We start from the raw sequence: 26390 nt of genomic DNA on the forward strand, positions 1-26390 counted from the left end.
ACCCGTCCGAGGAGAAGGAGTTCCGAAGGCATACGGTCAGGCTGACGATAGGTGGTGCGCACAGTCAAGTACGTCCCGGCATATGGGAGATGCCTCACGCCCGCACCACCGCCCTCACGTCGGCACACGCCGCCCTCACACGGCCTCCCCCAGCGCGGCGATCACGTCGGCCCTGCGCGGCTGGCCGGTGGCACGCCGTACGACCCGGCCGTCGGCATCCAGGACCAGCACGGTCGGGGTCTTGAGGATGTCGAGTGCGCGGACGAGGTCGAGGTGGTCCTCGGCGTCGATCTCCACATAGGTCACGCCCGGGACCATGTCGGCCACCTCGCCGAGGACCCGTCGGGTCGCCCGGCAGGGGGCACAGAAGGCGCTGGAGAACTGGACGAGCGTGGCGCGCTCACCGAGCGGCCCGCCCAGTTCGGCCGCGCCGAGCCGCTTTCCGTCGTCGCGCCCGCGCACCCGTACCCTCCCGCTCCGCCGTCGATGCAGCACTCCGTAGGCGCTCGCCAGCGCGAGCACCGCCACGCACACCACGAGTCCGGTCATCTTCTGCACAAGCATTCACGAGACCGCAAAGATTCCCGGCCCCCCGAACCCCCTCCGGTGCGGAATGCTTGGTTCCCATGAACCCCATGGACATCGATGTGAGGGGGCCGCGCTTCGGTGCGGCCGTGACGACCGTCGTGCTGGCGGTCGTGCTGATCACGGGCAGCGCCTGGCTGCTGGCCTGGCAGACGCTGGCGTTCGCGACGGGGGCGGCGGGCGGGGTGGGCCGTTCGCCGTACGGCTGGCTGTTCCGCAAGGCGCTGCGGCCGCGGATCGGGCCGCCGACCGAGTTCGAGGCGCCGGAACCACCGCGGTTCGCGCAGGCGGTGGGGCTGGTCTTCGCCGGCGTCGGGCTCGTCGGTTACACGCTCGGGCCGGACTGGCTGGGACTCGCCGCCACCGGTGCCGCGCTCGCGGCCGCCTTCCTGAACGCGGCGTTCGGGTACTGCCTGGGGTGCGAGATGTACCTGCTTGTACGGCGGGCAACGGTACGCGCGCAGTAAGGGCGCCTTAAAACCGCGAGGTGGGTCATGGGGGTGGACGTGACGAGAATCTCGCTGTCGACGGGCACCAGGACTGGCTACCCGTCCGTTCTTCGGGCACGATCTGCGAGATGCCGTAAACCTACGGCCGCGTAACTTTCCGCCTGGAGCTTCCCTTCCCAGGCAGAGAAGGAAGGGCCCACACCGTCCATGGCAGAGCTTGTCTACCGTCCCGTCGTTGGTCTCGCCCAGGTGTTGTTCAAGGCGTGGGACCTCAAGATCGACTGTAAGGGTTCGGAGAACATCCCCCGCTCGGGCGGTGCCGTGCTGGTGAGCAACCACATCAGCTACCTGGACTTCGTCTTCAACGGACTGGCGGCGCTCCCGCAGAAACGTCTCGTTCGTTTCATGGCGAAGGAGTCCGTCTTCCGCCACAAGATCTCCGGCCCGCTGATGCGAGGGATGAAGCACATCCCGGTCGACCGCAAGCAGGGCGAGGCCGCGTACGCGCACGCGCTGGACTCGCTGCGGTCCGGCGAGATCATCGGGGTCTTCCCGGAGGCCACGATCTCGCCATCGTTCACGCTGAAGACCTTCAAGTCGGGTGCCGCGCGCCTGGCCCAGGAGGCGGGCGTTCCGCTGATCCCGATGGCGGTGTGGGGTACGCAGCGGCTGTGGACCAAGGGCCACCCGCGCAACTTCAAGCGCAGCCACACCCCGATCACCATCCGGGTCGGGGAGGCGCTCGAGGCCTCCCGCGACAAGTACGCGGGCGCCATCACCCGGCAGCTGCGCGAGCGCGTCCAGGAGCTGCTGGAGGCCGCTCAGCGGGCCTACCCGGTGCGCCCCAGGGACGCGAACGACACCTGGTGGATGCCGGCGCACCTCGGCGGCACCGCGCCGACACCGGAAGAGGTCCGCGCGGCCGAGGCACGCTGACACGACACCGCACCCCGGGGGCCGTACGACAGCCGACCGCTGAAACCGGTCGGCTGTGCGGCGGCGTGGGTCAGGACACGGCGGACCCGACCGTGATCCGCGCCCCCGGGCTGAACTTCTCCAGCAGTTCGGCGAGTTCGGCGGCCGCCGCCTCGACGTCCGCGACCGGCATCGGTGCCAGGCCCTCCAGCAGGAAGATCCCGGAGACGGTCTCCTCGGTGAGTCGGGTGCGCGGGCCCTGGCGCCAGTTCCAGCGGCGGCAGGTGACGCCCGCCTCGTCGCGCCACACGACCTCGCCGGCGTCGGGGTGTTCGACGACCTCCTCACCGTCGGCGACCGTCGGGAAGTCCTCGTCGCCGGTGGCGCGCACCAGCCGCATCCCGCCCTGGATGCGGTCGATGTCCTCGCCGCCGACGGGGATGAGGTGGGCGACGCTGATGGCGTTGTAGAGGTCGACGAGCAGGTTGATCCGAGGCAGTCCCGCCTCCGACAAGGCCCTTTTCGCCAGCGCCTCGGCCGAGTTGCGGGTGCGCGACGGTTTCGACCCGAACGCCGTGTAGACCTCGCGCCAGGCTGCCATGTGCGGGTCCTCGTGCGGGGCGCGGCCGTCCAGGCGTACGGCGAGACGGCGGGCCGCTTCGTCGAGGATGGCCGAACTGCCGTCGGTGCTGGGACCGTTGACGAGACCATGGGCCTCGATGGCGACGTGCGTGAAGCCGGGTGCGAGGGTGCGCACCTCGTCGGACACGGTCAGGGAGAGAGTCATCGCCTGCCTCAGAGTGCGGTGGGGAGCGTCTTCCACAGATACGGCCGGTCGGGGGCGGCTTTGAGGACGCCGAGCACCACCGGGTGTGGTTCAGCGTACAGGACCGGGTAGTCCAGCTCATTGGACTTCGCGTCCGGCATGAAGGCCAGGCGCTCCCCTTCGAGGGAGAACCGGGCGTCCACGCCCGGCTTGTTGCCCCGGGGATCCTGCCGATGCCAGGCCCCGTTGAACCGTACGGCGACCAGACCGTGGACCACTTCCAACTTCTGGTAGCACAGCGCGGTCGGGATGTCCTCGACCCGGAGCAGCGCGGCGAGGGCATGTGCCTTGGCGTAGCAGATGCCGGTGCCCTGCTTCAGGACGTCGGAGGCGCGCCAGGTGACACGCGGATCGCCCGAGTCCTGGGAGTGCGGGATGGCGTCACGGACGAACTCGAACGCCGCTCGCGCATACTCATACGAATCCACCACTCCCTCGGCCAGCTTGGCGGCCGTCTCCCGGACAAGCGGATGGTGGTGGTCGATCGCCTCATCAGCGGCCAAATAGGCAGAGAGGTCAGCGGTTTCCTGGATCAGCTGCATGCCCGTAGAGCATAGGTATGGGACCGGGCGAACGTCAATGGATTTTCGATCACACGTATATCTATGCAACTCGTCGCTCGGCGGACGAAGAACGGCCGAACACCGCCGCAACCCGATGCCCCGGCACAACCCTTCCTCCGTACCGCGGGTCTGGCCACGGACAGACCGCAGATCATGCACAAGGGGGAAGACATGAAAGACCCACAGACCAGGCCGGCGCGACCCGCGAGACACCGACTGCTCGGAGCCGCACTCGCCGGTTGCGCCTTTGCGGCGGTCGGGGCCGGGCCCGTGCAGGCCGTGTCCCACCAGCTGTGGATCAGCGCGCCGTACGAGACGGTGCTGCCCGGGGCGGACGCGGACGGCAGCGCGCGTGAGCGCACCTTCGCGGTGGGGGTCAGCCGCGACAACGCCGACGACAGCGTGCCGGCCGGCCAACTGACCGTGGACGCGAGCGAGATCGGCTCCTTCGCGCGGGTGTCGTGGCCCGCCAACTGCGTGCCCGAGTCGGCGGTCAAGGCGGTGTGCGCCTTCCCTGAGATGCCGGTCGGGACAGACGGCGTGCGGGCCGCCGAGTTCGGGGTCCGCGCGCTGCCGGGCGCGGACCCCGACGCGTCGGGGTACGTGCGCTACACGGCCACCGCCGGGGAGGCTACGTCGCATCCGCAGGAGACCCGGGTCACCGTGGGCAACGGCCCGGACCTGGGGCTCAGCGAGGCCGACGACCAACGGGGTCTCAAGCCGGGCACGGACACCCGCGTACGGGCGAGCGTCTCCAACAGCGGCAACCGCATCGCGGAGCGTACGCTGCTGTGGCTCAACGCCTCGTACGGGCTGCGCTTCATGGAGCGGCATTCCAACTGCGAGTACCACGAGCGCGCCACCGGTACGTCCGCGCTGTGCGTGCTGGACGAGCCCGTGGCGCCGGGGCAACAGTACGCGCTGGAGACGGAGCTCGGCGTCGGGCGGAAGGCGCTGTACGAGCGGTTCGACCACTCCGTCCAGCCCTACTCGGACGAGGCGCTGGAAGCCGCCCGCGGCAGCGCGACGTACACCAAGGGCACCGGGCCCGAGCTGAACCTGCGCCCCGTGGCAGCGGCACGGGGCGCGGCCGAGGACCCCGACCTCGACATGTCGGACAACTACCGGACGGTCATCCTCGAGGCCAGGAACACCGCCGACCTGAAGCTCACCGGCAGCAAGGTGCTCGGGGCCGCCGGTGACACCGTGACCGCCCGGATGACCGTGTACAACCGCGGCCCGGCGTGGGTGGCGTCGCTGGGCGCGGGCGCGGCCGTGGCCACGGTGCGGTTCCAGGCGCCGGAGGGCACCACGGTCGTCGGCCTGCCGGAGGACGACTGCTGGACGCTGCCGCCGTCCCCGGAGGGCCAGCCCGCCACGACGTACTTCTGCGCGACGCCGATCTGGCTGCACGACAAGGCGTCCCACACCATGGAGGTCCAGTTGCGGATCGACCGGGTGGTGCGCGGGGCACGCGCCGCCATCGCCACCGTCAACGACCACCCGGAGCTGGACATCCGGAAGTTCGACCCGAACCTGCGCAACAACAGCGCGGCGATCGTCGTCAACGGCTGAACACCACGCAGGGCCTGTCCGCCGGGCAGGCCCTAGCGGGCCATCTCCTCCTTCAGCGCCGCCACGAACATGTCCACGTCCTCCTCCGTCGTGTCGAACGCGCACATCCAGCGCACGTCGCCCGCCGCCTCGTCCCAGAAGTAGAAGCGGAACCGCTGCTGCAGGCGCTCGCTCACGTCGTGCGGGAGGCGTGCGAAGACCGCGTTGGCCTGCACGGGGTAGAGGATCTTCACTCCGTGCACGGCCCGCACCCCTTCCGCGAGCCGCTGGGCCATCTCGTTGGAGTGGCGGGCGTTGCGCAGCCACAGGTCCCTGGCGAGCAGGGCCTCCAACTGCACCGACACGAAGCGCATCTTGGAGGCGAGCTGCATGGACAGCTTGCGCAGGTGCTTCATGTGGCTGACGGCGTCCTGGTCGATGACGACGACCGCCTCGCCGAACAGCGCGCCGTTCTTCGTGCCACCCAGGGAGAGGATGTCGACGCCCACGGCGTTGGTGAACGTCCGCATCGGCACATTCAGAAAGGCCGCCGCGTTGGCTATGCGGGAGCCGTCCAGGTGCACCTTCATGCCGCGGGCGTGGGCGTGGTCGCAGATCGCGCGGATCTCGTCCGGCGTGTAGACCGTGCCCAGTTCGGTGGCCTGGGTGATCGAGACGACCTGCGGCATCGCGCGGTGCTCGTCCTCCCAGCCGTGCGCCTGCCGGTCGATCAGCTCGGGCGTGAGCTTGCCGTCGGGCGTGGGCACTGTGAGCAGCTTCAGGCCGCCCATGCGCTCGGGGGCGCCGCCCTCGTCGGCGTGGATGTGCGCGGTCTCGGCGCAGATCACCGCGCCCCAGCGGTCGGTGACCGCCTGGAGGGCGACGACGTTGGCGCCGGTGCCGTTGAAGACCGGGAACGCCTCGGCCGTGGCGCCGAAGTGGCTGCGGACGATCCGCTGGAGGTTCTCGGTGTAGACGTCCTCGCCGTACGCGACCTGGTGCCCGCCGTTGGCCAGGGCCAGGGCGGCGAGCACCTCCGGGTGGGCCCCGGCGTAGTTGTCGCTGGCGAAACCGCGAACCTCCGGGTCGTGATGGCGACGCGCGTCGGTCTTCGGCGGGTTCACGGCTTCTCGGTCAGCCACAGACGTTTTCCGTTCACTTCGGCGGCGGGCTTCTCCCAGATTCCGACGATCTTCTCGGCCAGGTCCTCGACGTCGGTGAAGCCCGCGAACTTCGCGTTGGGGCGCTCGGCGCGCATGGCCTCGTGCACCAGTGCCTTCACCACCAGGATCGCAGCCGCCGACGTCGGCCCCTCGGCGCCCCCGGCCTTGCGGAAGTAGTCGGCCATGGCCAGCGTCCACGCCTCGGCGGCGGCCTTGGCGGCGGCATAGGCGGCGTTGCCCGCGGTGGGCCTGCTCGCGCCCGCGGCGCTGATCAGGACGTACCGGCCGCGGTCGCTGCGCTGGAGCCCCTCGTGGAAGGCGAGGGAGGTGTGCTGGACGGTGCGGACGAGCAACATCTCCAGGAAGTCCCAGTCGTCCAGGCTCGTCCTGGTGAAGGTCTCGCTGCCGCGCCAGCCGCCGACGAGGTGGACCAGCCCGTCGACACGGCCGAAGTCCTTCTCGACGCGAATGGCCCACTCGCGGGTCGCCTTCAGGTCGAGCAGGTCGACCGTGTCACCCGTGACGGTCGCGCCGCCGTGCGCGTAGCTCGCCGCGTCCACGGCTTCGGCCAGGCGCTCGGGGTCGTTGTCCGAGCCGATGACGGTCGCGCCCGCCTCGGCGAGCCGGAGCAGTGTCGCCCGCCCGGCGGGTCCGCCCGCGCCGGCCACCGCGATCACCGCACCGCTGAGAGCCCCATTCCCCATGATCTTCGCCTCCTGAGCAGTGTCCGTGTCCATGGTGTGCCGCGGGGGCGCACCGGTAGCGCGGTCGCTCACGCGGCGACCCGCTCGGCGCCGTCCGCCGTGATGCCCTTGGTGGAGGCGATCACGTTCTTGAGCTTCTTGGACAGTGCCTCATAGAACATGCTCAGCGGAAACTCGTCCGGAAGCACGTCATCGACGAGTTTCCGCGGCGGCAGGCTCAGGTCCAGGGCGTCGGGGCCCTTGGCCCACTTGGAGCCCGGGTGCGGGGCGAGGTAGGTGGCGACCAGCTCGTACCCGGCGAACCAGTGGACGAGCTTGGGGCGGTCGATGCCCTCGCGGTAGAGCTTCTCGATCTCCGCGCACAGCTGGTTGGTGACCTGCGGGGCGCGCTGCCAGTCGATGGACAGCTTGTTGTCGGTCCAGCGGACGACGTCGTGCTTGTGCAGGTAGGCGAAGAGAAGCTGGCCGCCCAGGCCGTCGTAGTTGCGCACGCGCTCGCCGGTGACCGGGAAGCGGAACATGCGGTCGAACAGCACGGCGTACTGCACGTCACGGGCCTGCGGGACGCCGTCCGCCTCCAGCTTCACGGCCTCCTTGAAGGCGGTGAGGTCGCAGCGCAGCTCCTCCAGGCCGTACATCCAGAACGGCTGGCGCTGTTTGATCATGAACGGGTCGAACGGCAGGTCGCCGTGGCTGTGGGTGCGGTCGTGGACCATGTCCCACAGCACGAACGCCTCCTCGCAGCGCTTGTGGTCGTCGACCATGGCGGCGACGTCCGCGGGCAGGTCCAGGCCCAGGATGTCGACGGCGGCCGCGGTGACGCGGCGGAAGCGGGCGGCCTCGCGGTCGCAGAAGATGCCGCCCCAGCTGAACCGCTCGGGGGCCTCGCGCACGGCGATGGTCTCGGGGAAGAGCACGGCGGAGTTGGTGTCGTAGCCGGCCGTGAAGTCCTCGAAGGTGATGCCGCAGAACAGCGGGTTGTCGTAGCGGGTGCGCTCCAGTTCGGCCAGCCAGTCCGGCCAGACCATGCGCAGCACGACCGCTTCGAGGTTGCGGTCCGGGTTGCCGTTCTGCGTGTACATCGGGAAGACGACCAGGTGCTGGAGGCCGTCCGCGCGGTGTGCGGCGGGCTGGAAGGCCAGCAGCGAGTCGAGGAAGTCGGGCACCTTGAAGCCGCCGTCGGCCCAGTGGCGCAGGTCCTTCACGAGGGCCGCGTGGTAGTCGGCGTCGTGCGGGAGCAGCGGGGACAGCTCCTCGACCGCGTGGACGACACGCCGTACGGCGAGTTCGACGTCCGCGGGTTCCGGGGCGCCCTCGGCCTCGAAGTCGATCGATCCGTCCTTGGACTGCCATGGCCGGATCTGCTCCACGGCATCCTTGAGCACCGGCCACGCCGGGTGCTCGACCACCCGAGTCGCGGGAGGAACCTGCTCCTCCGAAGCCGTCTGCACAAGAATTTCCGTCATGTCCCATCCTCCACTGGAGAACCTCGCGTAAGGAGACCGTATACACACGCGGTTTCTCCCAGCAAGCGGAGACTCGGGAAATTATCCTGCACACCCCTGGTCTACACAGAATATTTTCCTGCCTGATACCGCGATGGCAACTGCTTCCGCTCCACACACCCGCTCCCGGCGCAGGCTCGGGTCCAACACGGGGCAGGGCCGTTAGGCTGCGAATCTGCCCGCGTGGCCGCCCCCCTGCGGCCCGCGCGAGCCTCCGAGTCGCCGTCGACGGAAGCGAGTTGAACCTTGAACTTCCTTACCATCGGTCACCGCGGAGTCATGGGTGTCGAACCCGAGAACACCCTCCGTTCCTTCGTCGCGGCCGAACAGGCCGGCCTCGACGTACTCGAACTCGATCTGCATCTGAGCAAGGACGACGCCCTGGTCGTCATGCACGACACCCACGTGGACCGCACGACGGACGGCAGCGGCCCGATCGCCGAGCTGACCCTCGCCGAGCTGCGTGCCCTGGACGCAGGCCGCGGGGAGAACGTTCCGGTGTTCGAGGAGGTCCTGGACGCCGTGCGGTCGCCTTTGCAGGCCGAGATCAAGGACGTTGCCGCGGCGCGTGCGCTGGCCGAGGTGATGCACGAGCGAGACCTGGTCTCGCGGGTCGAGGTGTCCTCGTTCCACGACGAGGCGATCGCCGAGATCGCCCGGCTGGTGCCGGGTGTACGGACCGCGCTCATCGGCAGCCGCTACGGCACCGACATCGTGGACCGCGCGGTGGAGGCCGGTGCCGCGACCGTCTGCCTGAACATCCGCCGGCTCACCCTGGAGGTCGTGGAGCACGCGCGGAAGGCCGACCTGAAGATCATCGGCTGGGTGGTGAACACGCAGGACCACCTGCGACTCGTACGCGCCCTGGAGCTGGACGGCGCGACCACCGACTACCCGGAGATCAAGCGCACCGGCCGCTTCACGGCGTAAGGATCGGCTGACCGCCGTAACGATTATGCGAGCTCCTTGACCAGCAGCTCGAACTGCAGGTCGTCGCGCTGCGGGATGCCGAAGCGCTCGTCGCCGTACGGGAAGGGGGTCATCCGACCCGTACGGCGGTAGCCGCGGCGCTCGTACCAGGCGATGAGGTCGTTCCGTACGGAGATCACGGTCATGTGCATCTCCTGAGCGTCCCAGGTCTCGCGGGCCGTGCGCTCCGCCTCCGTGATGATCACCTTGCCGAGGCCCCCGCCCTGCTGCTCGGGGCTGACCGCGAACATCCCGAAGTAGGCGTGGTCACCGCGGTGTTCGAGCTGGCAACAGGCGACGATCCGCCCGTCGCGCTCGACCGTGAGCAGCCGGCTGTCGGGCGACTTGATGACGGCCAGCACGCCCTCGGGGTCGGTCCGCTGCCCTTCGAGGATGTCCGCCTCGGTGGTCCACCCGGTGCGGCTGGAGTCCCCTCGGTACGCCGACTCGATCAGCGCGACCAGCGCGTCCACGTCGGCCTCGGTGGCATCACGGAAGGTCAGTCCGGTGGCGGTTCCGGTGGCGGTTCCGGTGGCGGTTCCGGTGGCGGCGGTGTCCATGACTCGGATCTCCGGTTGCTCGGCGCGGCTCAGGCATCGAAGAGAGTAACCCCGCCACTAGGCTCCGGGTGCATGGTGCACGTACTGAGTGGCCGAACGCTGCTGCGGCCCACCGATCCGGAACGGTCCCGTGTCTTCTACGGCGAGCAGCTGGGCCTCGCCGTCTACCGCGAGTTCGGCACGGGGGCGGAGCGCGGCACCGTCTACTTCCTCGGTGGCGGCTTCCTGGAGGTCTCCGGGCGGTCCGACACTCCCCCGTCCCCGGCCGTGCGGTTGTGGCTCCAGGTCGAGGACGTGGCCGCGGCGCACGACGAACTGCGGGGCAAGGGCGTCGAGATCGTCCGGCCGCCGGTGAAGGAGCCGTGGGGGCTGGTCGAGATGTGGATCGCGGATCCGGACGGCACGCCGATCGTGCTGGTGGAGGTGCCTGCGGACCATCCGCTGCGCTACCGGCCCGGTGTCTGAGGTCAGCCGGGCCGGTGCTCCCAGCGGCGGTCGGTGCGGGTCAGTTCGCGGAAGCCCGCCGAGGTCAGGTGGCCGATCATCGTGCGGTCGGTGGCCGGTTCGTAGGCCAGGAGCCGGTCCACGCCGCACAGGCGCAGCCAGTCGGCGGCCTGGCCGAGGAGCCAGTGCTCCAGGCCCTGGCCGTACTGCTCCGGGTCGATGTGCAGGTTGCCGATGTCGGCGAGGCCCGCGGCGCGGGTGTGGCGTTCGGGGCGGGCGAGGGAGGTGTCGACCTCTATGAAGCCCAAGGTGCGGCCGTCTGCGTACGCCGTGAAACGGGTGCCGCACTCCCCCAGCGTGCGCTCGACGGTGACGCCCGCCCGGGGCTCGCAGGGCGGCAGGTCGGCCACCCGCGCGATCAGGATCACCTCGGTGTCCCCGGTGTGCCGGAAACCCGCGCGTTCGAAGACGGCGCGGATGTGCGGCCAGTTGCGGGGCAGGCCGTAGACGACGGGGGCGGGCACGTCGGCACTGGCGTACCGGGCGCGGACGTTCCAGCGGGCGAGCCGGGCCAGGCAGGCGGACATCAGCAGGTCGGCGGCCTCGTCGGAGTCCGGCCAGAAGGAGGCCGGCGGCTGCCGGACGAACCAGTCGATCTCACCGATGTCCCGGTAGCACTCGCCGACGTCGGCGTCGGCGCGGTAGCGCAGCAGATGGGCCGCCGCCACCACGGAGCCGCGCTGCACGGCGACGAGAGTGACCCGCTCGCTCACCCACGGGTCGGTGAAGGACTCGCCGGGCTGTCGCTCCATGTCGCTGAGAACCGTGTTCACCGAGACGGAGACGCCGGGGACGACGGCGGCGACGTGGGCGTTGATCAGGTCGGTGAGCTGGTCACGGTCGTCGCGGCGGAAGGGGCGCACCTCGATCGCGGACATGCGGGACCTCCGGGCAGGGCGGTGGGCGGGAGGCCGCGACGGGTGCGGTACGGGGTCGAGCGTACGTCGGTGTACGGCGCCGGCTCCAGTGAATTTCGCCGGATGGCCGGTGGCCGGGGAGGGGCTTAGCGTGCTGGAAGGGGCTTCTCAGCGGAAGGAACGCCATGAAGCTCGACAAGCCGGTGACCGGCGGGCCCTGCTGGGCCGAGCTCGGGACCAGTGACCTGGCGGGTGCCAAGCGATTCTACGAGGAGTTGTTCGGCTGGCGTGCCGAGACGGATCCCCGCCAGGAGGCGGGTGGCTACACGTTCGCGCACCTCGGGGACGCGCCGGTCGCCGCGCTGAGCCCGCTGTACCAGGAGGGGCAGCCCGTCGCGTGGAGCGTGTCGTTCGCCGCGCCGGACGTGGACGCCACCACGGCGCGGGTTGCGGAGGCCGGCGGGAGCGTCCTGGTGGGCCCGATGGACGTCTTCGACCTGGGCCGCTTCGCCGTGGTCCGCGATCCGACCGGCGCCGCCTTCCACCTGTGGCAGGCACGGGCCTTCCCGGGCGCCGGGCTGCTCAACGCGCCCGGCTCGCTGGGCTGGGTGGAGCTGCTGACCCGCGCCCCCGAGCGGGCCGTCGACTTCTACACGACGGTGTTCGGCTGGAGCGTCAACGCCTCGGAGCACTACACCCAGTGGCGCATCGACGGCGCGGACTTCGGCGGCATGGTGACGATGGACGACAAGTTCCCCCACGAGGTGCCGGCGCACTGGCTGCCGTACTTCGCGGTGGAGGACGTGGACGCGACCTCGGCCAGGGCGACGCAGGCGGGCGGCGCCATCCTCATGGAACCCACCGCCGTGCCGGACGGACCGCGGATCGCCGTGCTGCGGGATCCGCAGGCGGCGATGTTCGGTGTGTACCGGGCGGCCGACGAGGGCTGAGCGAGGGAGAAAACCGGGGGCGGGCGGCCGTCCGAGCCGGGTAGCGTGCGGCGCGTGCGTTGACCTTCAGGGCGGCGGCGCAGCGGCCGCCGCGGACGGAACGACCACCCTCCCGCCGGCGTGGCGGCGAGGGCGGTCGGTGTTCTCATCCCGTCGCACCCTGGAGATCACACGTGAGTCACGAACTCCCCTTGTCCTACGACGCGTTCCTCGCCCGCGCCGCCGACGACCCGGCCGTCGTCGGTCTCGTCCTGAAGGGCTCCCAAGCCCACGACGGCATGGCCACGGAACACTCCGACCACGACCTGTACGTCGTCCTCGCCGACGACACGGTGAGCGACCTCACCCGTCTTGACGGCCACCGCTCCGCGCGGCTCGACCTCGTCGTCACCACGGTCGAGGACTTCCGCCGGCTCGGCGGCTGGGAACGGTATGCCCTCGCCCGGGCTCGGGTCCTGCTCGACCGGCTCGACGGCGGGATCGCCGAGATCGTCGCCACCAAGGGACACCTGGGCGAGGAAGAGGCGTTCAGGGCCGCGGCCGGCTGCCTGGACGCCTACGCCAACTCGCTCTACCGGTCGGTCAAGAACGCCCGGGACGGCCATCCGCTCGCCGCCCGGCTGGACGCGGCCGACAGCATGTCGTCCCTGTTGGACCTGCTCTTCGCCCTCGATCGCCGTCCGCGGCCGTACAACAAGTACCTGGAGTGGGAGCTGGAACGGTTTCCCTTGCCTGGATGGGAGACGGACGCGCTGCTGGAGGTGGTCGGCCGGATCGCGGGCACCGGCGAGGTGGCTGTGCAGCGGCGGCTCTTCGCCCGGGTCGAGGACGCGGCACGACGGGCCGGGCACGGCCCCACGCTGGATGCGTGGGGCGAGGATCTGGACCTCATGCGGCCGAGGTGCCCGGGAACAGCGGCGTCACGGTGACTTGGTCGATGACCGGGGCGTGAGCGGAACGCCGGCCGTGCTCGTCGCCGGTGTCGCCGTCGAAGCCGGGGAGGAGGTCGGCGGTGAAGGTGACCGTGTTGACGCCTTGTCGCAGCGTGACGGGGATCGAGAGGTTCCAGAAGTTGTTGAAGTGGAAGGTCGTGGGGAACAGCACACGCCGCGGGTCGGCCGCGTTGACGGAGACGTCCGCGTGGCGGCAGACCGGGTCCGGGTTGTAGTGGGTGGCGGGCGCCTGCTCGCCGCTCGCGTAGCGGATCGTCAGCGCGTGGCGTCCGGCGCGCTCCGCCGTCACGGTCAGCGTGAGCGCGTTGTCGGTCCCGCCGCCGATGCCGTCCACCGCCTTGCCGCCGGTGGCGTACGAGTATCCGGTCACCTTCGCGGTGCCGGTCAGGACGCCTTCCTCGGCCGGGTACGCGGTGGTGGGCAGCAGCCCGCGGGACGGGCCGACGCGCAGCCGGTCCACCACCAGGCACTCCGAAGTGCCGGTGACCGTGAGCTTGTTGATCCCTCCGTTCAGGAACAGCGGGACGGTTCCCCGCTCCACGCGTCCGGCCTCCTCGCCGTTGACCGTCAGCAGGCCCTCCCCGGGTCCGAGCACGTCGACGGTCACGCTCGCCTCGCCCCCGTCGGCCGCGTGCACCCAGAAGGTGACCGTGCCGCCCTTCGGCAGCACGGCTGCGCCGGGCCCCGACGCGCCGAGATGCGCGTGGCTGACGACCGCGCCGCCGCCGAGAGACGCGTACTCGGCCTCGTACAGCGCGGTGTCGTCGTCGGGGCGCAGGGCGAGGTCCAGCTTGTCGATGACCGCCTCGCCCTTCGTGACGCCGAGGTCCGGGTCCTGTGCGGCGAGGGTGATCCGGTGCCGGCCGGCGGTCAGCTCGACCCGCGTGTCCGTGTGGCCCCACACCGCCCACTTGTAGCCGAGCGGCAGCCGCAGCTCTCGCGGGTCCTCGCCGTCGACGCGCAGGAAGACGTTGGTGGGGCCCTGCTCGCGCACCGGCTCGGCGAGGTTGTAGGAGTTGGCGAACACGCTGATGTCGTACGTCCCGTCCTGCGGGACCTCGACGTCGAAGGTGAGGACGCCGTCGGAACCGGTGCGCAGACCGCCCACGTGGTAGCCGCCGGAGGTGGCGAACCTGTCCACTGCGGACGGGGATCCCTCGGGCCCGTTCTTCGAGTAGCCGCCGCCGGTGTACGTGGCGTCCTCGGCCTCGTACGTCCATCTCCCGCCGACCGAGGGCGGCAGGGACACGGCTCCGTTGCCGCCCGGCGACAGGATGACCTGGTAGGCGGACATCGCGTCGAGATCGCTCACCGGAAGCGTCACCCGGCCGTCCACGACCGGCAGTTCACCGTCGTGCAGGCGCAACGGCCGGGCACAGGCGCCCACTTGCCCGGTCCACGGGATCTCCTGGAGCCGTATGTGCACGGCCGAACCGAAGACGTCCGGGTCCACGCCCTCGAAGACGACGTCGGCCGCCCCGCCCGCCCCGCCGAACAGGACCCGGGCCTGCCGTTTGTCCCGGTCCAGGGTGGCCAGCCCCTGCAGCGTGTACTGCACGTTGGGATGCGGCGCGACGACCCTGACCGTGTTCCCGGTCAACTGCCCGTACGCGTTGAACAGCCACCACTGCCCGTTGCCCTTGCCCGCCTCGACCGCAGAGTCGTTGAGGTTGCCGGCGATGTTCCAGTACGCGATGTCGGCGTCGACCTTGGACTCCTCGATCGCGGAGATCCACTGCACCATCTGGCCGGGTACGGACACGTGGTAATTGTGCGCGTACTCGTTGAGGTTGACGGGCAGCGGGCCGATGCCCAACTCCCGTTCCATCTCACGGTACTTGGCGACGTTCGTGCGGACCTCGGCCGGTGAGGACAGCTCGTGCCAGGTGATCACGTCGGGCAGGACGTCGTGCGCCTCGGCGAACTCCAGGAAGCCCCTGACCTCGGGGTACAGGATGCTGGTGTTGGGTCCGGCGATCCGCGCATCGGGGTCGAGGCCCTTGATCAGGCGGTAGGCGTCCTTCCAGGCCGCGAAGTAGTGCCGTGGATCGGTGCGCCAGGAGACCCCGTCGTAGCTCCACTCCCCCTCGCCGAACATGTTGCCCTCGGGCTCGTTGAAGGGGACGTACACGACGTGGGACTTGTGCGCGCCCAGCGTCAGGACCTGTTCGACCTGGCGGCGGATGATCTCCAGGAAGCCTGCGAGCCGTTCCTCGCCGGTGGTGCCGGGCCATTCGTAGGGGAAGCCGCGGTAGAAGTCGGTCAGGTAGACGTACACGTCCTTGCCGCCCGCCGCGACGAAGGACGGCAGGATCTCCAGGGCGTCGGCGCCGGGGTGCTGGACGCCGTCCTGGGCCTTGGTCGTGACCGTGCGGACGTACATGCCCTCGACCAGGGCGCGACTGGGGACACCGTCGCCGTACAGGCCGTAGAGCGTTCCGCTCGCGCCGCCGTGGAAGGGGCCGGTCTCGGTGCCGAGATCGACGACGAGCTGCTGGGGATCGGGGGCGGCGGGGGTCTCGGCTGCCACGGCATCCATCCTTCGTCCGGCATGTCGTACGCCAGTCGATGATCCGAACCGGCCCGGGTCGAACGTAAGAAGGAGGCGTCGGCCACGTCAATGGCCCGCCGGCCTCCGAAACTTCCGGTACCCGACCGCGGAGCAGTTCAGGCGCGGATCGAACATCGGTTACCCGCTGTGCTCCGTCGAGTGCTCCCCGTGTACACCCTTGCGCTCGCGTTCGCGCCGCACGGCCCGGGCATCGCATCCCTTGACCGACCGTCGAGCGGGGAGGTGGGCGTGCACGGACCGGCTTCGCCCGGCTGGCTGCTGGTGGCGTTGTGTGCGGCGACCGGGGCCTACTGTCTGCTGCGCATGCGCAGCACCGTCGAGGAGCAGCGCAGTGCGGCGGGCGGCGAGGCGCTCATGGGCTTCGGGATGGCCGCGATGGCCGTACCGGCGGCGGTGTTCACCCCGCCCTCGTGGGCCTGGCCCCTGTACGCGGTCGTCTTCGGCGTGGCCGCGCTGCACGCCCTGTGGGCGGCCAGGGCAGGCGCCCGCCATCTGCACCACCTCGTGGGTGCCTCGGCGATGGTCTACATGGCGGTGGTCATGGCCGCCTCCCCCGTCGGCCACACCGGGCACGGTGGTGCCGGGGTCCCGCTGCTGACGGGGGCGCTGCTCCTCTACTTCGCGGGGTACGTGCTGCTGTCGGGCGTACGGCTGGTCCCTGTGGCCGCCGGTGGCGGGGCCGGGGGGTGGGGCGACCGGCCGGAGCTGGCGCGGGCGTGCCGGTTGTCGATGGGGATCGCGATGGTGGCCATGCTGCTGACGCTCTGACGCCGGGACGTGGCGCGCCGTACGACGGCCTTGCTGCCGTACAAAGCCATTGCCGCCGTACGCAACCGTTGCCTGCGTCACTTTGGCCTCGCGGTCCGTACCCCTGAGCGGCACGGCGCTCATAGGGTGGCCGCATGATGCTCCCCGCGGCACTGTTGCTGCTCGGCGGCCTGACCGCCGTCGTCGCGCCCCGGCTGCTGGCCCGGGCCGACTGGGCGGATCGTGAACCGGTGCTCGCGCTGTGGGTGTGGCAGTGCGTGGTGGCGGCGGTGCTGGTGTGCTGTGCGCTGTCGATGACGCTCAGCGCGGCGGTGGCCTGGCAGGCGGTGCGCGGCCATGTGTTCGCCCCGGCGCCGCATGCCGTCGTGGAGGCCTACACCCTGGGTACGGCCGCCGGACCGTGGGCCGCGACGACCGCGGTGGCGCTGGCCTGCGGCGGGGTGTGGAGCGCGGCGATGCTGGTGCGCGAGGTGGTGCGGGCGCGTGCCCGGCGTCGGCTGCGCCGGGCCGAACTCCTCGTCCGCGCCCCGCTGTTGCCCGGCGAGGAGCCCGGCGGCGGGCTGGTGGTACTGGAGGGCGAGCGGCCCGACGCCTGGTGGCTGCCGGGTGCGGCGCCCCGGCTCGTGGTCACCACGGCCGCCCTGAGCCGGCTGAAGGGCAGGCAGCTGAACGCCCTCGTCGCCCACGAGGAGGGGCACGCCCAGGCCCGGCACGACTGGCTGCTGCACTGCTCGGCCGCGCTGGCCGGCGGCTTCCCCCAGGTGCCGGTGTTCGCCGCGTTCCGCGACGAGATGCACCGCCTGGTCGAGCTCGCCGCCGACGACATGGCCTCCCGCCGCTTCGGCCGGCTGACGACCGCGCTCGCGCTGGTCGAACTCAACGAGGACCGGGGCGTGTTCGGCCCCTGCCCGACCCCGCAGGCCCAGGTGCCGCAGCGCGTGCACCGGCTGCTCGCGCCTGCGGACCGGCTCACGACGGCACGCCGGCTGCGGCTGACGGCGGCGGCGGCGCTGGTGCCGGTGGTCCCGGTCGTGGTGGCGTTCGTACCGGGGCTGCGGGCGCTGGGGTGACGCGGGGCGGTTCCTCGGGTGGGTTCCGAGACCGTCCCAAGATCGCCCCCGACTGGCCTCCCGCCCCATCGGTCGGCGAGGATCGCAGCATGCACACCCAGTCCGTCGACTCCCCGCCCCGTCCGCCGGTCCACCGCACCGCCGCCCGTGCCGCGGGCGTCCTCGCCCTGTGCTCCGCGCTGCTGCTCGCGCTGGTCGCCGCCGAGTGGCACCCCCTGTTCACCCTGGACGGCGACATCTCCCGCACCACCCACCGCTGGGCGGTGGACGAGGGAGGCGTCACCCAGGCCTTCCGCATCCTCACCGACTGGGTGTGGGACCCGTGGACGATGCGCATCCTGTGCGCGGTCGTCGTGGTGTGGCTGGTGTGGCGGCGCTCGGCCTGGTGGACGGCCGGCTGGCTGGCGGCCGCCTGTGCGCTGGGCACCCTGGTGCAGCAGTCCCTCAAGGCCGCGGTCGACCGGCCGCGGCCGGTCTGGCCCGACCCCGTGGACTCCGCCCACTACGCCGCCTTCCCGTCGGGCCACGCCATGACGGCCACGGTCGTCTGCGGCCTCCTGCTGTGGCTGCTGCACCGCCACGGCGTCGACCGCGCCCTGTGGCGTACGGCCGTGACCGTGGCCGTGATCTCGGTCGTCGGCGTCGGCCTGACCCGCGTGTGGCTGGGCGTCCACTGGACCTCGGACGTGGTGGGCGGCTGGCTGCTGGGCGCCCTGGTGGTGACGCTGGCGGTGGCGGTCCACGAGCGGCGCCGGGCGTGAGCACGCGGACTACAGCTATGTGGGCCCGCCCGACCCGAGATCGGCCGCGGCCGGGCGCCACGGGCCACGCCGTCCGCTCCGCCACCGATCTCACCGCGTGGCGGTCCGGTCGCGAGACGGCGGAGCTCTCGGAGCCCTTCACCTTCGTCATCACCATGGACGGCCTGCTGCGGCTCGCGCCGCGCAGGAGCGAGCACGTGGCGTGCGGGGGGTGCTCAGTGGTGCGCGAGGGTGACCTCGTCTGCGTCTTCTGCGGCGGTGAACTTCCCGTGGCGTGGAACGTGGCCCCGTAAGATCACCCCATGGCTGCCGTGCTGTTCGACTTCTCGGGAACTCTCTTCCGTATCGAGTCCGCCGAGTCATGGCTGCGGGCCGTCCTGGCCGAGGCCGAACTCTCCCTCACCGAGCCCGAGATGCTGCGGACCGCGCAGGACCTGGAGCGAGTGGGCGCCCTGCCGGGCGGAACCGTTCCCGACCAGCGGATCCCCGACGAGCTCGCCGCGCTCTGGGACATCCGCGACAAGAGCGCCGAGCTGCACCGGGCCGCGTACACCGGTGTCTCCCGCCAAGTACCGCTCCCCGACCCCGCGTTGTACGACGCGCTGTACGACCGGCACATGACGCCGGCCGCGTGGGCCCCGTACCCCGACGCCTCCGAGGTGCTGCGCACGCTGCGCGAGCGCGGTATCGGGGTCGGCGTGGTCAGCAACATCGGCTGGGATCTGCGGCCGGTCTTCCGCGAGCACGGCCTCGACCCGTACATCGGCACCTACGTCCTGTCGTACGAACACGGCATCCAGAAGCCCGACCCCCGGCTGTTCGAGACCGCCTGCGCGACGCTCGGCACCGATCCGCGGGACGTGGTCATGGTCGGCGACGACCGCCGGGCGGACGGCGGCGCGGCGGTCCTGGGGTGCGGGGTGCACTTCGTGGACCACCTGCCGGTGACGCAGCGCCCGGACGGACTGCTGCCGGTGCTGGACCTGGTGGGCTGACCCGGGCGCCAAGAAAGTACCGGACCTAAGGAAAAGCAGCCCGGCCCACCACTGGTGGATGCCCGCCCGCCTCGGACGATCCCCCGCGTCGCCCGAGGCAGGACGGCAGCCCGACCAGGCCCTTCACAGGGCCGATCCGGACGAGCTGAGTATAGTTGGCTGGCAGCCAGTCAACGCAGGAGTTACAGGATGTCCCCGCGCAGCGCCTCGGTCAATGAAGAGTTGCGGCGGCGTTCCCGGGAGCGGCTTCTGCAGGCGGCCATCGAGCTGGTCAGCGAGCGCGGGTACGAGGCGACGACGCTCGGCGACATCGCGGACAGAGCGGGCTCGGCGCGCGGTCTGGTGTCGTACTACTTCCCCGGCAAACGCAGACTGGTGCAGTCCGCCGTGCACCGGCTGATGCACCGCACGCTGGAGGAGGCGCTGGAGCGCGAGCCGTGTACCGAGGACGGCCGGGAGCGGATGGCGCGGGCCATCGACGCGATCCTGGGCCTGGCCCGGGACCAGCCCGTGCTGATGCGCCAGCACATGGCCGGGATCCTGCAGGCCGAGGGGTTCGTGCAGTGCCCGGAGCAGCAGCGCCTGTCCCAGTTGCTGCGGGACACCGTCACCCGCCATGGCTCCGAGGACGTCGACGCGGACTACCCCATGCTGCGCGCCCTGCTCATGGGCTCGGTCTTCGCGGCACTGGTGCCGGGGGTGCCGATGCCCCTTCCGGTACTGCGGGCGGAGTTGTTCAAGCGGTACCGGCTCGACTGGGAGCTGGGTGTCCCGCCGGACGCCGGGTCGGCGTCCGGCGGGACATGTGACACGGATCTGTCACGGTTCTTCGCGACCGGGGACGCACCGAAGTGCGGCCCCGACGGCCAGATCGACCAGGCCGATCAGTTGAAGTAGTCCGGCTGCGTCTGGACGTTGAGTTCGCTCATGCGGACCCACTTCGCAGGGTCAGTGCGCCGGTCGTTGAGCTTCAGTACGTCGAAGCCCTTGGCGATGTCGTTCGAGTAGATGTAGCCGTTGTAGTAGTACGCCGACCAGGAGCCGGCGGTAGTGACCCGGTCGGTGGTCAGCGGACCGCGCTCGAAGTAGGCGATCTCCTTGGGCTTCGAGGAGTCGGTGAAGTCCCAGACGGACACGCCGCCCTGGTACCAGGCCTGGACCATGAGGTCCTTGCCCTTGACCGGGATCAGCGATCCGTTGTGGGCCACGCAGACCTCGGTGTCCGCCTGGTGACGGTCGATCTTGAAGTAGCTGCGGAAGACCAGCTTGCGCTTGTCGCCCTTGCCCACGATGTCGTAGATGCCGTCGGCGCCGCGGTTCGGGCCGATCTCCGCGTTGCAGGTGGCCGCACCGCCGCCGCCCAGCTCGTCGGTGAACACGACCTTGTTCGCCCTCTGGTTGAAGGTCGCCGAGTGCCAGAACGCGAAGTTCACGTTGTCCTGCACCTGGTCGATGACCTTCGGGCGCTCCGGGTCCTTGATGGAGAACAGGATGCCGTCGCCCATGCAGGCGCCCGCCGCCAGGTCCTTGGACGGCAGGACCGTGATGTCGTGGCAGCCGGTGGTCTTGGAGACGCCCGGGTTGGTCGGCGCGCCGGGGTTGCCGCCGCCGTCGGGGCCGTCACCGGGGAAGAGCACCGGGAAGCCCACGACCGCCGCCTTCTCGGGCGCGCTGCGCGGCACCTTGATGACCGAGAGCCCGTCGTGCGGCGGCTGGCAGTCCGGGTACGCGGCGTTCGGCGAGTACGAGGAGACGTAGACGTAGACGTTCCGGCGCTCGGGCACCAGCGTGTGGGTGTGCGAGCCGCAGGCGGTCTCGACGGCGGCGACGTACTTCGGGTTCTTCTTGTCGCTGATGTCGAAGACCTTCATGCCCTCCCACGACGACTTCTCGGTGGCGGGCTGCGTGGTGCTGTTGCAACTGCTGTCGCTGCGCGAGGAGTCGGTGGACAGGAACAGCAGGTTCCCGGAGACGGAGATGTCGTTCTGCGAGCCCGGACACAGGACCTGGGCGACGGTCTTCGGCGCCTTCGGGTTGCTGATGTCGAAGATGCGGAAGCCGTCGTAGTTGCCGGCGTAGGCGTACTTGCCCTGGAAGGCCAGGTCGGAGTTGGTGCCGGGCAGGACGTCCTTGGGGACGTTGACGACGTGTTCGATGTTGGCGGAGTGGACGATCTCGTCCTGGCCCGGTATCTCGCCCTCGGCGATCGCCGACCGGACCTGGGCCTCGGTGCTCTCGGACACCTCCTTGCTCGTGGCCGGCTTGTCCCCGGGGTCAGGGGTCGCGGCCGCCGGACCGGCCGTCAGCAGCGCGGCCAGAAGACCGACGGCTGTCGCGGCAACTCCCAGGCGTCTGTGCCTGGTTCGGGGGTCCTTCAGGATCACTGTTTCCTCCCTAGTGCCGTTCTCGTGGGAACGGATCACGCACCCACGAAGTATCGTCTTCACCATGCACATATCAACAGGGGGCAACGAACATGTAATAAAGGTTTTTGATCAGTCACGCGCGGAAGCGTGTTAGGACGGTCTTCGACACTCACGAGGTGTCCGACGCCTTACGAGGTGTCCCTCATCCCGCCTGCCACAGGAGGTCGTTGTGCTCATCCGCCGTGCGTCCCGCGTGCCCCTGGCCGTTGCCTCGCTGGCCGCCCTGGCCGTACTCGGTGCCGGGGGCTGCGATTCCGGATCGGACGCCGAGTCTGCCGCCGAGACCGGCCCGTCGGTGCTCGTGCCCGGCAAGCCCGGTGAGGAGAACCGGAAGATGTCCGCCGAGGACGCGGCGCGGCAGCGCACCGACGACGACTCACCCAACTCCGCGGACGTCTCCTACGCGCGGATGATGATCGAGCACCACGCCCAAGCCCTCGTGATGACCGAACTGGTCCCGGACCGCGCCGAGTCGGCGAAGGTCAAGGCGCTCGCCGAACGGATCGCGGCCGCACAGAAGCCGGAGATCGCCGGCATGCAGGGCTGGCTCAAGGAGCACGGCGAGGACGACAAGGGCACGGGCCACGAGCACGCCACGATGTCCGGGATGGCCACCGAGGCCCAGCTGAAGAAGTTGCGCTCGGCCCGGGGGGAGGCCTTCGACCAGCTCTTCCTCACGCTGATGATCACTCACCACCAGGGCGCGATCACCATGGCCACGGACGTGAAGGGGCAGGGCAACAACGTCCGGATCGAGGAGATGGCCGACGACGTGATCGCACAGCAGACCAGCGAGATCACGCGGATGCGGGACATGGTGTGACCGGTTGCCGGTAACCGACCCGCTCAGCGCCGCGCGTGACGTGGTGCCAGAAAGCCCGCGTCACGCGCCTGGGCGATGAGCCGGAGCGACATGCGGCGGCTGTGCCCGGTCGCGCACATCACCGCGAGGACGGGATCGACGCCCTCCTCCTGGGCCGTGCGGTATTCCTGGGCGGCCAGCCACCGCCCCTCGACCCCGTGCGGCCACACGGGGCGGGCACGGCGCGATCCGGCCGCCTCCGGGGCAGGCTCCGGCCCGCCTCCGCAGGCCTCGGCGAGCGGGCCCTCGATCCAGTCCGCGAGCACCGCCAGATCATCGAGCGACAGCGCCGGCTGGGCCCGGACGTCCTCGACGGAGACGCACCCCTCGGACATCACGGCGAGCACGTCGACCCGGGCTCCGTCGGTGAACGCCAGCCGGACGTCGAACCACGACGTCGCTCCCCCGTCCTCCTGCACTTCCCACGCGGACCACACGGACACGGTGCCGTCCGTCGGAGAACGATCAGAAAGGTCAAGAAATGATGCTTCGAGCACACACACAACGTAACCGCATGATCACATTCCACACGGACGGACACGCATGCCCGTCTGGCGCACAGCACCCTGTCAGCGCAGCGTCGGCGGTGCGATGCTGGAAGTACCAGCGATCTCCTCCGACCCCGGACAAGGAGTTCCGCCGTGCTGCATGTCGCCGTCGTCGGCTCCGGGCCGAGCGGGTGCTACACCGCCCAGAGCCTCGTACAGCAGGATTCCGGGACGCTCGTCGACGTCCTGGACCGGCTGCCGTGCCCGTACGGCCTGGTGCGGTACGGCGTGGCACCGGACCACGAGAAGATCAAGTCGCTGCAGAACAATCTGCGGACCGTCCTGGAGCACGAGCGGGTGCGGTTCCTAGGGGGCGTCCAGGTCGGCCCCGGCGGAGTGCCGGCCGCGCGGCTGCGGGAGCTGTACCACGCCGTCGTGTACTGCGTGGGCGCCGCCACCGACCGGCACCTCGGGATTCCCGGTGAGGACCTGCCGGGCAGCTGGTCGGCGACCGAGTTCGTGTCCTGGTACAGCGCCCATCCGGACGCCGCCGCCGAGGGTTTCGTGCTGGGCGCACGGTCGGCGGTCGTCATCGGCGTCGGGAACGTCGCCGTCGACGTCACCCGAATGCTCGCGCGGGGCCCGGCGGAGCTGAATCCCACCGACATGCCGCAGGCGGCGCTCACGGCGCTGGCCGCGAGCCGGGTGACCGACATCAGCATGGTGGGGCGGCGCGGCCCGTCGCAGGCCCGCTTCACCACCAAGGAGCTGCGCGAGCTGGGCACCCTGCCGGACACAGAAGTGGCCGTGGACCAGGCGGAGTTGGCGATGGACTCCGGGTACCTCGACCCCTCCGCGCTGCCCGCCGCGCAGCGCCGCAACGTGGAGGTGCTGCGCGGCTGGGCGGAGACCGAGTCACAGGCCGCGTCGCGCCGGATCCGGCTGCGCTTCTTCCTGCGCCCCGTCGAACTGCTCGCCGAGGAAGGGCGCGTGGGAGCGGTGCGCTTCGAGCGCACGGTTCCGGACGGACAGGGCGGGGTGACGGGCACGGGCCGGTACGAGGACATCGAGGCGCAGCTGGTGCTGCGGTCGGTGGGCTATCGCGGTGTACCGCTGGAGGGCCTGCCGTTCGACGCGGCGAGAGGCACCGTTCCGCATCTGGCCGGGCGGGTGCTGCGCGAGGGCCTCGTCGCGCCGGGCGAGTACGTGGCCGGCTGGATCAAGCGGGGCCCGACCGGCGTCATCGGCACCAACCGGCCCGACGCCAAGGAGACGGTGACCTCCCTGCTCGAGGACGCCTCCGTGCTCGTACGGAAGGAACTGCCCGGCGACCCGCTCGCGGCACTGCGCGCCGAGGTGGTCGAACCGGTCGAGTGGGCCGGGTGGTGCGCCATCGAGCGGGCGGAGGCGGAGCTCGGGGCCTCGCTCGGGCGGAGTGTGGTCAAGCTGCCCGACTGGGAGTCACTGCTGGCGGCGGCGCGCACGGAAGCCCCGTAGCAGAGTCGGCGGTCATTGAGTGGGCATGACACACAGCGGCAACACACCAGCAATCAACAAACTGTTCAAGCCGCTTACGGTCTCATGTTGTTCGACCGTCCCCGCTCGTCCGCCGCTCTGGAGCGTCCATGGCAACCACCACCCCCGTGCATCCCGTAGACGAGGTCCCACCCGTACGGCAGCTGGCCGCCTTCGGTCTGCAGCACGTGCTCGCGATGTACGCGGGCGCGGTGGCCGTTCCGCTGATCGTCGGCGGGGCGATGAAGCTGTCGGCCACGGACCTGGCGTATCTGATCACCGCTGATCTGCTGGTGTGCGGCATCGCCACGCTCATCCAGTGCATCGGGTTCTGGCGCTTCGGCGTGCGGTTGCCGATCATGCAGGGCTGTACGTTCGCGGCCGTGTCGCCGATGGTGCTCATCGGTACGACGGGTGGCGGGCTGCCCGCGATCTACGGCTCGGTGATCGTCGCGGGGCTCGCGATCGTGCTGCTCGCGCCGGTCTTCGGGAAGCTGCTGCGCTTCTTCCCGCCGCTCGTCACGGGCACGGTGATCCTGGTCATCGGCATCTCGCTGCTGCCGGTCGCGGGCAACTGGGTGGCGGGCGGCGCCGGTGCGGAGGACTTCGGGGAGCCGAAGAACATCGCGCTGGCCGCCTTCGTGCTCGCGGTGGTGCTGGGCGTGCAGCGGTTCGCGCCGGTCTTCCTGAGCCGGATCGCGGTGCTGATCGGCATCGTGGTGGGTCTGGCGGTCGCCGTCCCCTTCGGGATCACGGACTTCGGCGGGGTCGGGGACGCCGACTGGGTCGGGATCAGCACGCCGTTCCACTTCGGTGCGCCCACCTTCGAGGCGTCGGCGATCATCTCCATGCTGGTGGTGGCGCTGGTGACGATGACCGAGACCACGGGCGACTTCATAGCGGTCGGCGAGATGACCGGACGGAAGGTCGAGCCGCGCTCCCTCTCCGACGGCCTGCGCGCCGACGGCCTGTCGACCGTCCTGGGCGGCATCTTCAACACCTTCCCTTACACGGCGTACGCGCAGAACGTCGGCCTCGTCGGTATGACCCGGGTGCGCAGCCGCTGGGTGGTCGCCGCCGCGGGCGGCATCCTCGTCCTGCTCGGCCTGCTGCCCAAGCTGGGCGCGGTGGTCGCGGCCATTCCGGCGCCGGTCCTCGGCGGCGCGGGTCTGGTGATGTTCGGGACGGTCGCGGCGAGCGGCCTGAGGACCCTGGCCCAGGTGGACTTCAAGGGCAACAACAACCTGACGGTGGTGGCCGTGTCGGTGGCCATGGGCGTACTGCCGGTCGGTGTGCCGACGATCTACGAGAAGTTCCCGGACTGGTTCCAGACGGTGATGAACAGTGGCATCAGCGCGGGCTGCCTGACGGCGATCGTGCTGAACCTGCTCTTCAACCACCTGCCGGCGAAGGCGGGTTCGACCGCTTCAGCCGGTTCAGCCGGTTCGACCGGTTCAGCCTCCGAGGCGGACGGCCTGCCGGTCGGCGGCGGCGAGCAGCCGGTCGAGAAGCCCCGGGAAGAGATCGTCTAGGTCGTCCCTGCGCAGGCCGTTCATCTTGGCCGTGCCCCGGTAGATCTGCCGGATCACCCCGGCCTCGCGCAGCACCCGGAAATGGTGCGTGGTGGTGGACTTGGTGACGGGCAGGTCGAAGTGCGAACACGAGAGCTCGTCGCCGTCGGCGGCGAGCTCTCGCACGATCCGCAGCCGCATGGGGTCGGACAGCGCGTGCAGCACGGATTCCAGCCGGATCTCCTCGCGCGCCGGGTGCGGGAGGTCACGGCTGCTGACGGCGGAGGTGGTCACGGTGGCTCCACTTCTTCAAGGAACTCCATTGTACGAGAACTCTCGTAGTTTGACATCCGACGTACTACGAT

General features: G+C 70.5%; 28 protein-coding genes. 16 read left to right on the forward strand and 12 right to left on the reverse strand.

The window, feature by feature from the left end:
* Positions 1-135 precede the first annotated feature (135 nt).
* Positions 136-549: a TlpA family protein disulfide reductase gene (locus ABT063_RS42535; protein ID WP_351066360.1), complete on the reverse strand. Its 414-nt coding sequence runs from the start codon at positions 547-549 to the stop codon at positions 136-138.
* 86 nt (positions 550-635) lie between these two features.
* On the opposite strand from ABT063_RS42535, the gene ABT063_RS42540 reads away from it, so the two are divergent.
* Together ABT063_RS42540 and ABT063_RS42545 are read left to right on the forward strand one after the other, a co-directional pair.
* Entirely contained in the window at positions 636-1052 is a 417-nt protein-coding gene (locus ABT063_RS42540; RefSeq protein WP_351066317.1) for a DUF4395 domain-containing protein, read from the forward strand.
* Between the two features lie 189 nt (positions 1053-1241).
* Positions 1242-1970, forward strand: coding sequence for a lysophospholipid acyltransferase family protein (locus ABT063_RS42545; RefSeq protein WP_351066318.1), 729 nt, complete (start codon positions 1242-1244; stop codon positions 1968-1970).
* A gap of 70 nt (positions 1971-2040) precedes the next feature.
* Here ABT063_RS42545 and ABT063_RS42550 read toward each other — a convergent pair whose 3' ends face one another.
* Together ABT063_RS42550 and ABT063_RS42555 are read right to left on the reverse strand one after the other, a co-directional pair.
* Positions 2041-2736: a B3/B4 domain-containing protein gene (locus ABT063_RS42550; RefSeq protein WP_351066319.1), complete on the reverse strand. Its 696-nt coding sequence runs from the start codon at positions 2734-2736 to the stop codon at positions 2041-2043.
* 8 nt (positions 2737-2744) lie between these two features.
* Positions 2745-3317, reverse strand: coding sequence for a transglutaminase domain-containing protein (locus ABT063_RS42555; RefSeq protein ID WP_351066320.1), 573 nt, complete (start codon positions 3315-3317; stop codon positions 2745-2747).
* A 300-nt stretch (positions 3318-3617) separates the two neighbouring features.
* On the opposite strand from ABT063_RS42555, the gene ABT063_RS42560 reads away from it, so the two are divergent.
* Complete coding sequence (locus ABT063_RS42560) at positions 3618-4913, forward strand: hypothetical protein (protein WP_351066321.1); 1296 nt, start codon at positions 3618-3620, stop codon at positions 4911-4913.
* Positions 4914-4945: 32 nt separating this feature from the next.
* Here ABT063_RS42560 and ABT063_RS42565 read toward each other — a convergent pair whose 3' ends face one another.
* The 3 genes from ABT063_RS42565 to ABT063_RS42575 all read right to left on the reverse strand — a co-directional run bounded on the left by ABT063_RS42565 (position 4946) and on the right by ABT063_RS42575 (position 8225).
* Complete coding sequence (locus ABT063_RS42565) at positions 4946-6016, reverse strand: threonine aldolase family protein (RefSeq protein WP_351066361.1); 1071 nt, start codon at positions 6014-6016, stop codon at positions 4946-4948.
* The gene (locus ABT063_RS42570; RefSeq protein ID WP_351066362.1) at positions 6013-6759 is read right to left on the reverse strand and encodes an SDR family NAD(P)-dependent oxidoreductase; all 747 of its coding nucleotides are present in this window, start codon (positions 6757-6759) and stop codon (positions 6013-6015) included. The genes ABT063_RS42565 and ABT063_RS42570 overlap by 4 nt, the downstream gene beginning before the upstream one ends.
* Before the next feature lie 68 nt (positions 6760-6827).
* Positions 6828-8225, reverse strand: coding sequence for a DUF6421 family protein (locus ABT063_RS42575; protein WP_351066322.1), 1398 nt, complete (start codon positions 8223-8225; stop codon positions 6828-6830).
* 285 nt (positions 8226-8510) lie between these two features.
* Between ABT063_RS42575 and ABT063_RS42580 the strand changes: the two genes are divergently transcribed.
* Positions 8511-9194, forward strand: a complete 684-nt coding sequence (locus tag ABT063_RS42580; RefSeq protein WP_351066323.1) for a glycerophosphodiester phosphodiesterase — start codon at positions 8511-8513, stop codon at positions 9192-9194.
* A 23-nt stretch (positions 9195-9217) separates the two neighbouring features.
* On the opposite strand, the gene ABT063_RS42585 is transcribed toward ABT063_RS42580, so the two are convergent.
* On the reverse strand, positions 9218-9793 hold the full coding sequence (locus tag ABT063_RS42585; RefSeq protein WP_351066324.1) for a GNAT family N-acetyltransferase: 576 nt from the start codon (positions 9791-9793) through the stop codon (positions 9218-9220).
* 72 nt (positions 9794-9865) lie between these two features.
* Here ABT063_RS42585 and ABT063_RS42590 point away from each other — a divergent pair, with 72 nt between their 5' ends.
* Positions 9866-10258 (forward strand): VOC family protein, encoded by a 393-nt coding sequence (locus ABT063_RS42590; protein WP_351066325.1) that lies wholly within the window; start codon positions 9866-9868, stop codon positions 10256-10258.
* A gap of 2 nt (positions 10259-10260) precedes the next feature.
* Here the strand turns inward: ABT063_RS42590 and ABT063_RS42595 are convergent, their stop codons facing one another.
* Positions 10261-11175: a GNAT family N-acetyltransferase gene (locus tag ABT063_RS42595; RefSeq protein WP_351066326.1), complete on the reverse strand. Its 915-nt coding sequence runs from the start codon at positions 11173-11175 to the stop codon at positions 10261-10263.
* A gap of 164 nt (positions 11176-11339) precedes the next feature.
* On the opposite strand from ABT063_RS42595, the gene ABT063_RS42600 reads away from it, so the two are divergent.
* Both ABT063_RS42600 and ABT063_RS42605 read left to right on the forward strand, forming a co-directional pair.
* Positions 11340-12104 carry a VOC family protein gene (locus ABT063_RS42600; protein ID WP_351066327.1) on the forward strand — a complete coding sequence of 255 codons (765 nt, stop codon included), beginning with the start codon at positions 11340-11342 and terminating at the stop codon, positions 12102-12104.
* A gap of 173 nt (positions 12105-12277) precedes the next feature.
* Positions 12278-13033 (forward strand): hypothetical protein, encoded by a 756-nt coding sequence (locus ABT063_RS42605; RefSeq protein ID WP_351066328.1) that lies wholly within the window; start codon positions 12278-12280, stop codon positions 13031-13033.
* On the opposite strand, the gene ABT063_RS42610 is transcribed toward ABT063_RS42605, so the two are convergent.
* A complete protein-coding gene (locus ABT063_RS42610; RefSeq protein WP_351066329.1) occupies positions 12993-15596 on the reverse strand; it encodes a cellulosome protein in 2604 nt (867 codons plus the stop codon). The two genes, ABT063_RS42605 and ABT063_RS42610, sit on opposite strands and share 41 nt — an antisense overlap.
* Positions 15597-15857: 261 nt before the next feature.
* Between ABT063_RS42610 and ABT063_RS42615 the strand changes: the two genes are divergently transcribed.
* The 6 genes from ABT063_RS42615 (at position 15858) to ABT063_RS42640 (ending at position 20120) form a co-directional block, all read left to right on the forward strand.
* Positions 15858-16397: a DUF5134 domain-containing protein gene (locus tag ABT063_RS42615; RefSeq protein ID WP_351066330.1), complete on the forward strand. Its 540-nt coding sequence runs from the start codon at positions 15858-15860 to the stop codon at positions 16395-16397.
* Between the two features lie 134 nt (positions 16398-16531).
* The gene (locus tag ABT063_RS42620) at positions 16532-17467 is read left to right on the forward strand and encodes a M56 family metallopeptidase (RefSeq protein WP_351066331.1); all 936 of its coding nucleotides are present in this window, start codon (positions 16532-16534) and stop codon (positions 17465-17467) included.
* A gap of 89 nt (positions 17468-17556) precedes the next feature.
* Positions 17557-18228, forward strand: coding sequence for a phosphatase PAP2 family protein (locus ABT063_RS42625; RefSeq protein WP_351066332.1), 672 nt, complete (start codon positions 17557-17559; stop codon positions 18226-18228).
* Positions 18225-18521: a hypothetical protein gene (locus ABT063_RS42630; RefSeq protein ID WP_351066333.1), complete on the forward strand. Its 297-nt coding sequence runs from the start codon at positions 18225-18227 to the stop codon at positions 18519-18521. The genes ABT063_RS42625 and ABT063_RS42630 overlap by 4 nt, the downstream gene beginning before the upstream one ends.
* A gap of 9 nt (positions 18522-18530) precedes the next feature.
* On the forward strand, positions 18531-19223 hold the full coding sequence (locus tag ABT063_RS42635) for an HAD family hydrolase (RefSeq protein ID WP_351066334.1): 693 nt from the start codon (positions 18531-18533) through the stop codon (positions 19221-19223).
* A gap of 189 nt (positions 19224-19412) precedes the next feature.
* Complete coding sequence (locus ABT063_RS42640; protein ID WP_351066335.1) at positions 19413-20120, forward strand: TetR/AcrR family transcriptional regulator; 708 nt, start codon at positions 19413-19415, stop codon at positions 20118-20120.
* On the opposite strand, the gene ABT063_RS42645 is transcribed toward ABT063_RS42640, so the two are convergent.
* Positions 20108-21607: an LVIVD repeat-containing protein gene (locus tag ABT063_RS42645; RefSeq protein WP_502991000.1), complete on the reverse strand. Its 1500-nt coding sequence runs from the start codon at positions 21605-21607 to the stop codon at positions 20108-20110. The two genes, ABT063_RS42640 and ABT063_RS42645, sit on opposite strands and share 13 nt — an antisense overlap.
* A 211-nt stretch (positions 21608-21818) precedes the next feature.
* Here ABT063_RS42645 and ABT063_RS42650 point away from each other — a divergent pair, with 211 nt between their 5' ends.
* Positions 21819-22472 (forward strand): DUF305 domain-containing protein, encoded by a 654-nt coding sequence (locus ABT063_RS42650; RefSeq protein ID WP_351066337.1) that lies wholly within the window; start codon positions 21819-21821, stop codon positions 22470-22472.
* A 23-nt stretch (positions 22473-22495) separates the two neighbouring features.
* Here ABT063_RS42650 and ABT063_RS42655 read toward each other — a convergent pair whose 3' ends face one another.
* Positions 22496-22954, reverse strand: a complete 459-nt coding sequence (locus ABT063_RS42655; RefSeq protein ID WP_351066338.1) for a DUF6214 family protein — start codon at positions 22952-22954, stop codon at positions 22496-22498.
* 198 nt (positions 22955-23152) lie between these two features.
* On the opposite strand from ABT063_RS42655, the gene ABT063_RS42660 reads away from it, so the two are divergent.
* On the forward strand, positions 23153-24496 hold the full coding sequence (locus tag ABT063_RS42660) for an FAD-dependent oxidoreductase (protein WP_351066339.1): 1344 nt from the start codon (positions 23153-23155) through the stop codon (positions 24494-24496).
* A gap of 128 nt (positions 24497-24624) precedes the next feature.
* Positions 24625-26046, forward strand: coding sequence for a nucleobase:cation symporter-2 family protein (locus tag ABT063_RS42665; RefSeq protein WP_351066340.1), 1422 nt, complete (start codon positions 24625-24627; stop codon positions 26044-26046).
* Here the strand turns inward: ABT063_RS42665 and ABT063_RS42670 are convergent.
* Positions 25969-26319, reverse strand: coding sequence for an ArsR/SmtB family transcription factor (locus ABT063_RS42670; protein WP_351066341.1), 351 nt, complete (start codon positions 26317-26319; stop codon positions 25969-25971). The genes ABT063_RS42665 and ABT063_RS42670 overlap by 78 nt on opposite strands.
* Positions 26320-26390 lie beyond the last annotated feature (71 nt).

The sequence above is a fragment of the Streptomyces sp. NPDC002838 genome, assembly GCF_040295365.1.
GTDB lineage: Bacteria > Actinomycetota > Actinomycetes > Streptomycetales > Streptomycetaceae > Streptomyces.

What these genes read in the sequence shown, in the direction of transcription:
- ABT063_RS42535 (WP_351066360.1), bottom strand. Translation starts at nt 549, where the DNA reads ATGACCGGACTCGTGGTGTGCGTGGCGGTGCTCGCGCTGGCGAGCGCC.
- ABT063_RS42540 (WP_351066317.1), top strand. Translation starts at nt 636, where the DNA reads ATGGACATCGATGTGAGGGGGCCGCGCTTCGGTGCGGCCGTGACGACC.
- ABT063_RS42545 (WP_351066318.1), top strand. Translation starts at nt 1,242, where the DNA reads ATGGCAGAGCTTGTCTACCGTCCCGTCGTTGGTCTCGCCCAGGTGTTG.
- ABT063_RS42550 (WP_351066319.1), bottom strand. Translation starts at nt 2,736, where the DNA reads ATGACTCTCTCCCTGACCGTGTCCGACGAGGTGCGCACCCTCGCACCC.
- ABT063_RS42555 (WP_351066320.1), bottom strand. Translation starts at nt 3,317, where the DNA reads ATGCAGCTGATCCAGGAAACCGCTGACCTCTCTGCCTATTTGGCCGCT.
- ABT063_RS42570 (WP_351066362.1), bottom strand. Translation starts at nt 6,759, where the DNA reads ATGGGGAATGGGGCTCTCAGCGGTGCGGTGATCGCGGTGGCCGGCGCG.
- ABT063_RS42575 (WP_351066322.1), bottom strand. Translation starts at nt 8,225, where the DNA reads ATGACGGAAATTCTTGTGCAGACGGCTTCGGAGGAGCAGGTTCCTCCC.
- ABT063_RS42585 (WP_351066324.1), bottom strand. Translation starts at nt 9,793, where the DNA reads ATGGACACCGCCGCCACCGGAACCGCCACCGGAACCGCCACCGGAACC.
- ABT063_RS42590 (WP_351066325.1), top strand. Translation starts at nt 9,866, where the DNA reads ATGGTGCACGTACTGAGTGGCCGAACGCTGCTGCGGCCCACCGATCCG.
- ABT063_RS42595 (WP_351066326.1), bottom strand. Translation starts at nt 11,175, where the DNA reads ATGTCCGCGATCGAGGTGCGCCCCTTCCGCCGCGACGACCGTGACCAG.
- ABT063_RS42600 (WP_351066327.1), top strand. Translation starts at nt 11,340, where the DNA reads ATGAAGCTCGACAAGCCGGTGACCGGCGGGCCCTGCTGGGCCGAGCTC.
- ABT063_RS42610 (WP_351066329.1), bottom strand. Translation starts at nt 15,596, where the DNA reads ATGGATGCCGTGGCAGCCGAGACCCCCGCCGCCCCCGATCCCCAGCAG.
- ABT063_RS42620 (WP_351066331.1), top strand. Translation starts at nt 16,532, where the DNA reads ATGATGCTCCCCGCGGCACTGTTGCTGCTCGGCGGCCTGACCGCCGTC.
- ABT063_RS42625 (WP_351066332.1), top strand. Translation starts at nt 17,557, where the DNA reads ATGCACACCCAGTCCGTCGACTCCCCGCCCCGTCCGCCGGTCCACCGC.
- ABT063_RS42635 (WP_351066334.1), top strand. Translation starts at nt 18,531, where the DNA reads ATGGCTGCCGTGCTGTTCGACTTCTCGGGAACTCTCTTCCGTATCGAG.
- ABT063_RS42640 (WP_351066335.1), top strand. Translation starts at nt 19,413, where the DNA reads ATGTCCCCGCGCAGCGCCTCGGTCAATGAAGAGTTGCGGCGGCGTTCC.
- ABT063_RS42665 (WP_351066340.1), top strand. Translation starts at nt 24,625, where the DNA reads ATGGCAACCACCACCCCCGTGCATCCCGTAGACGAGGTCCCACCCGTA.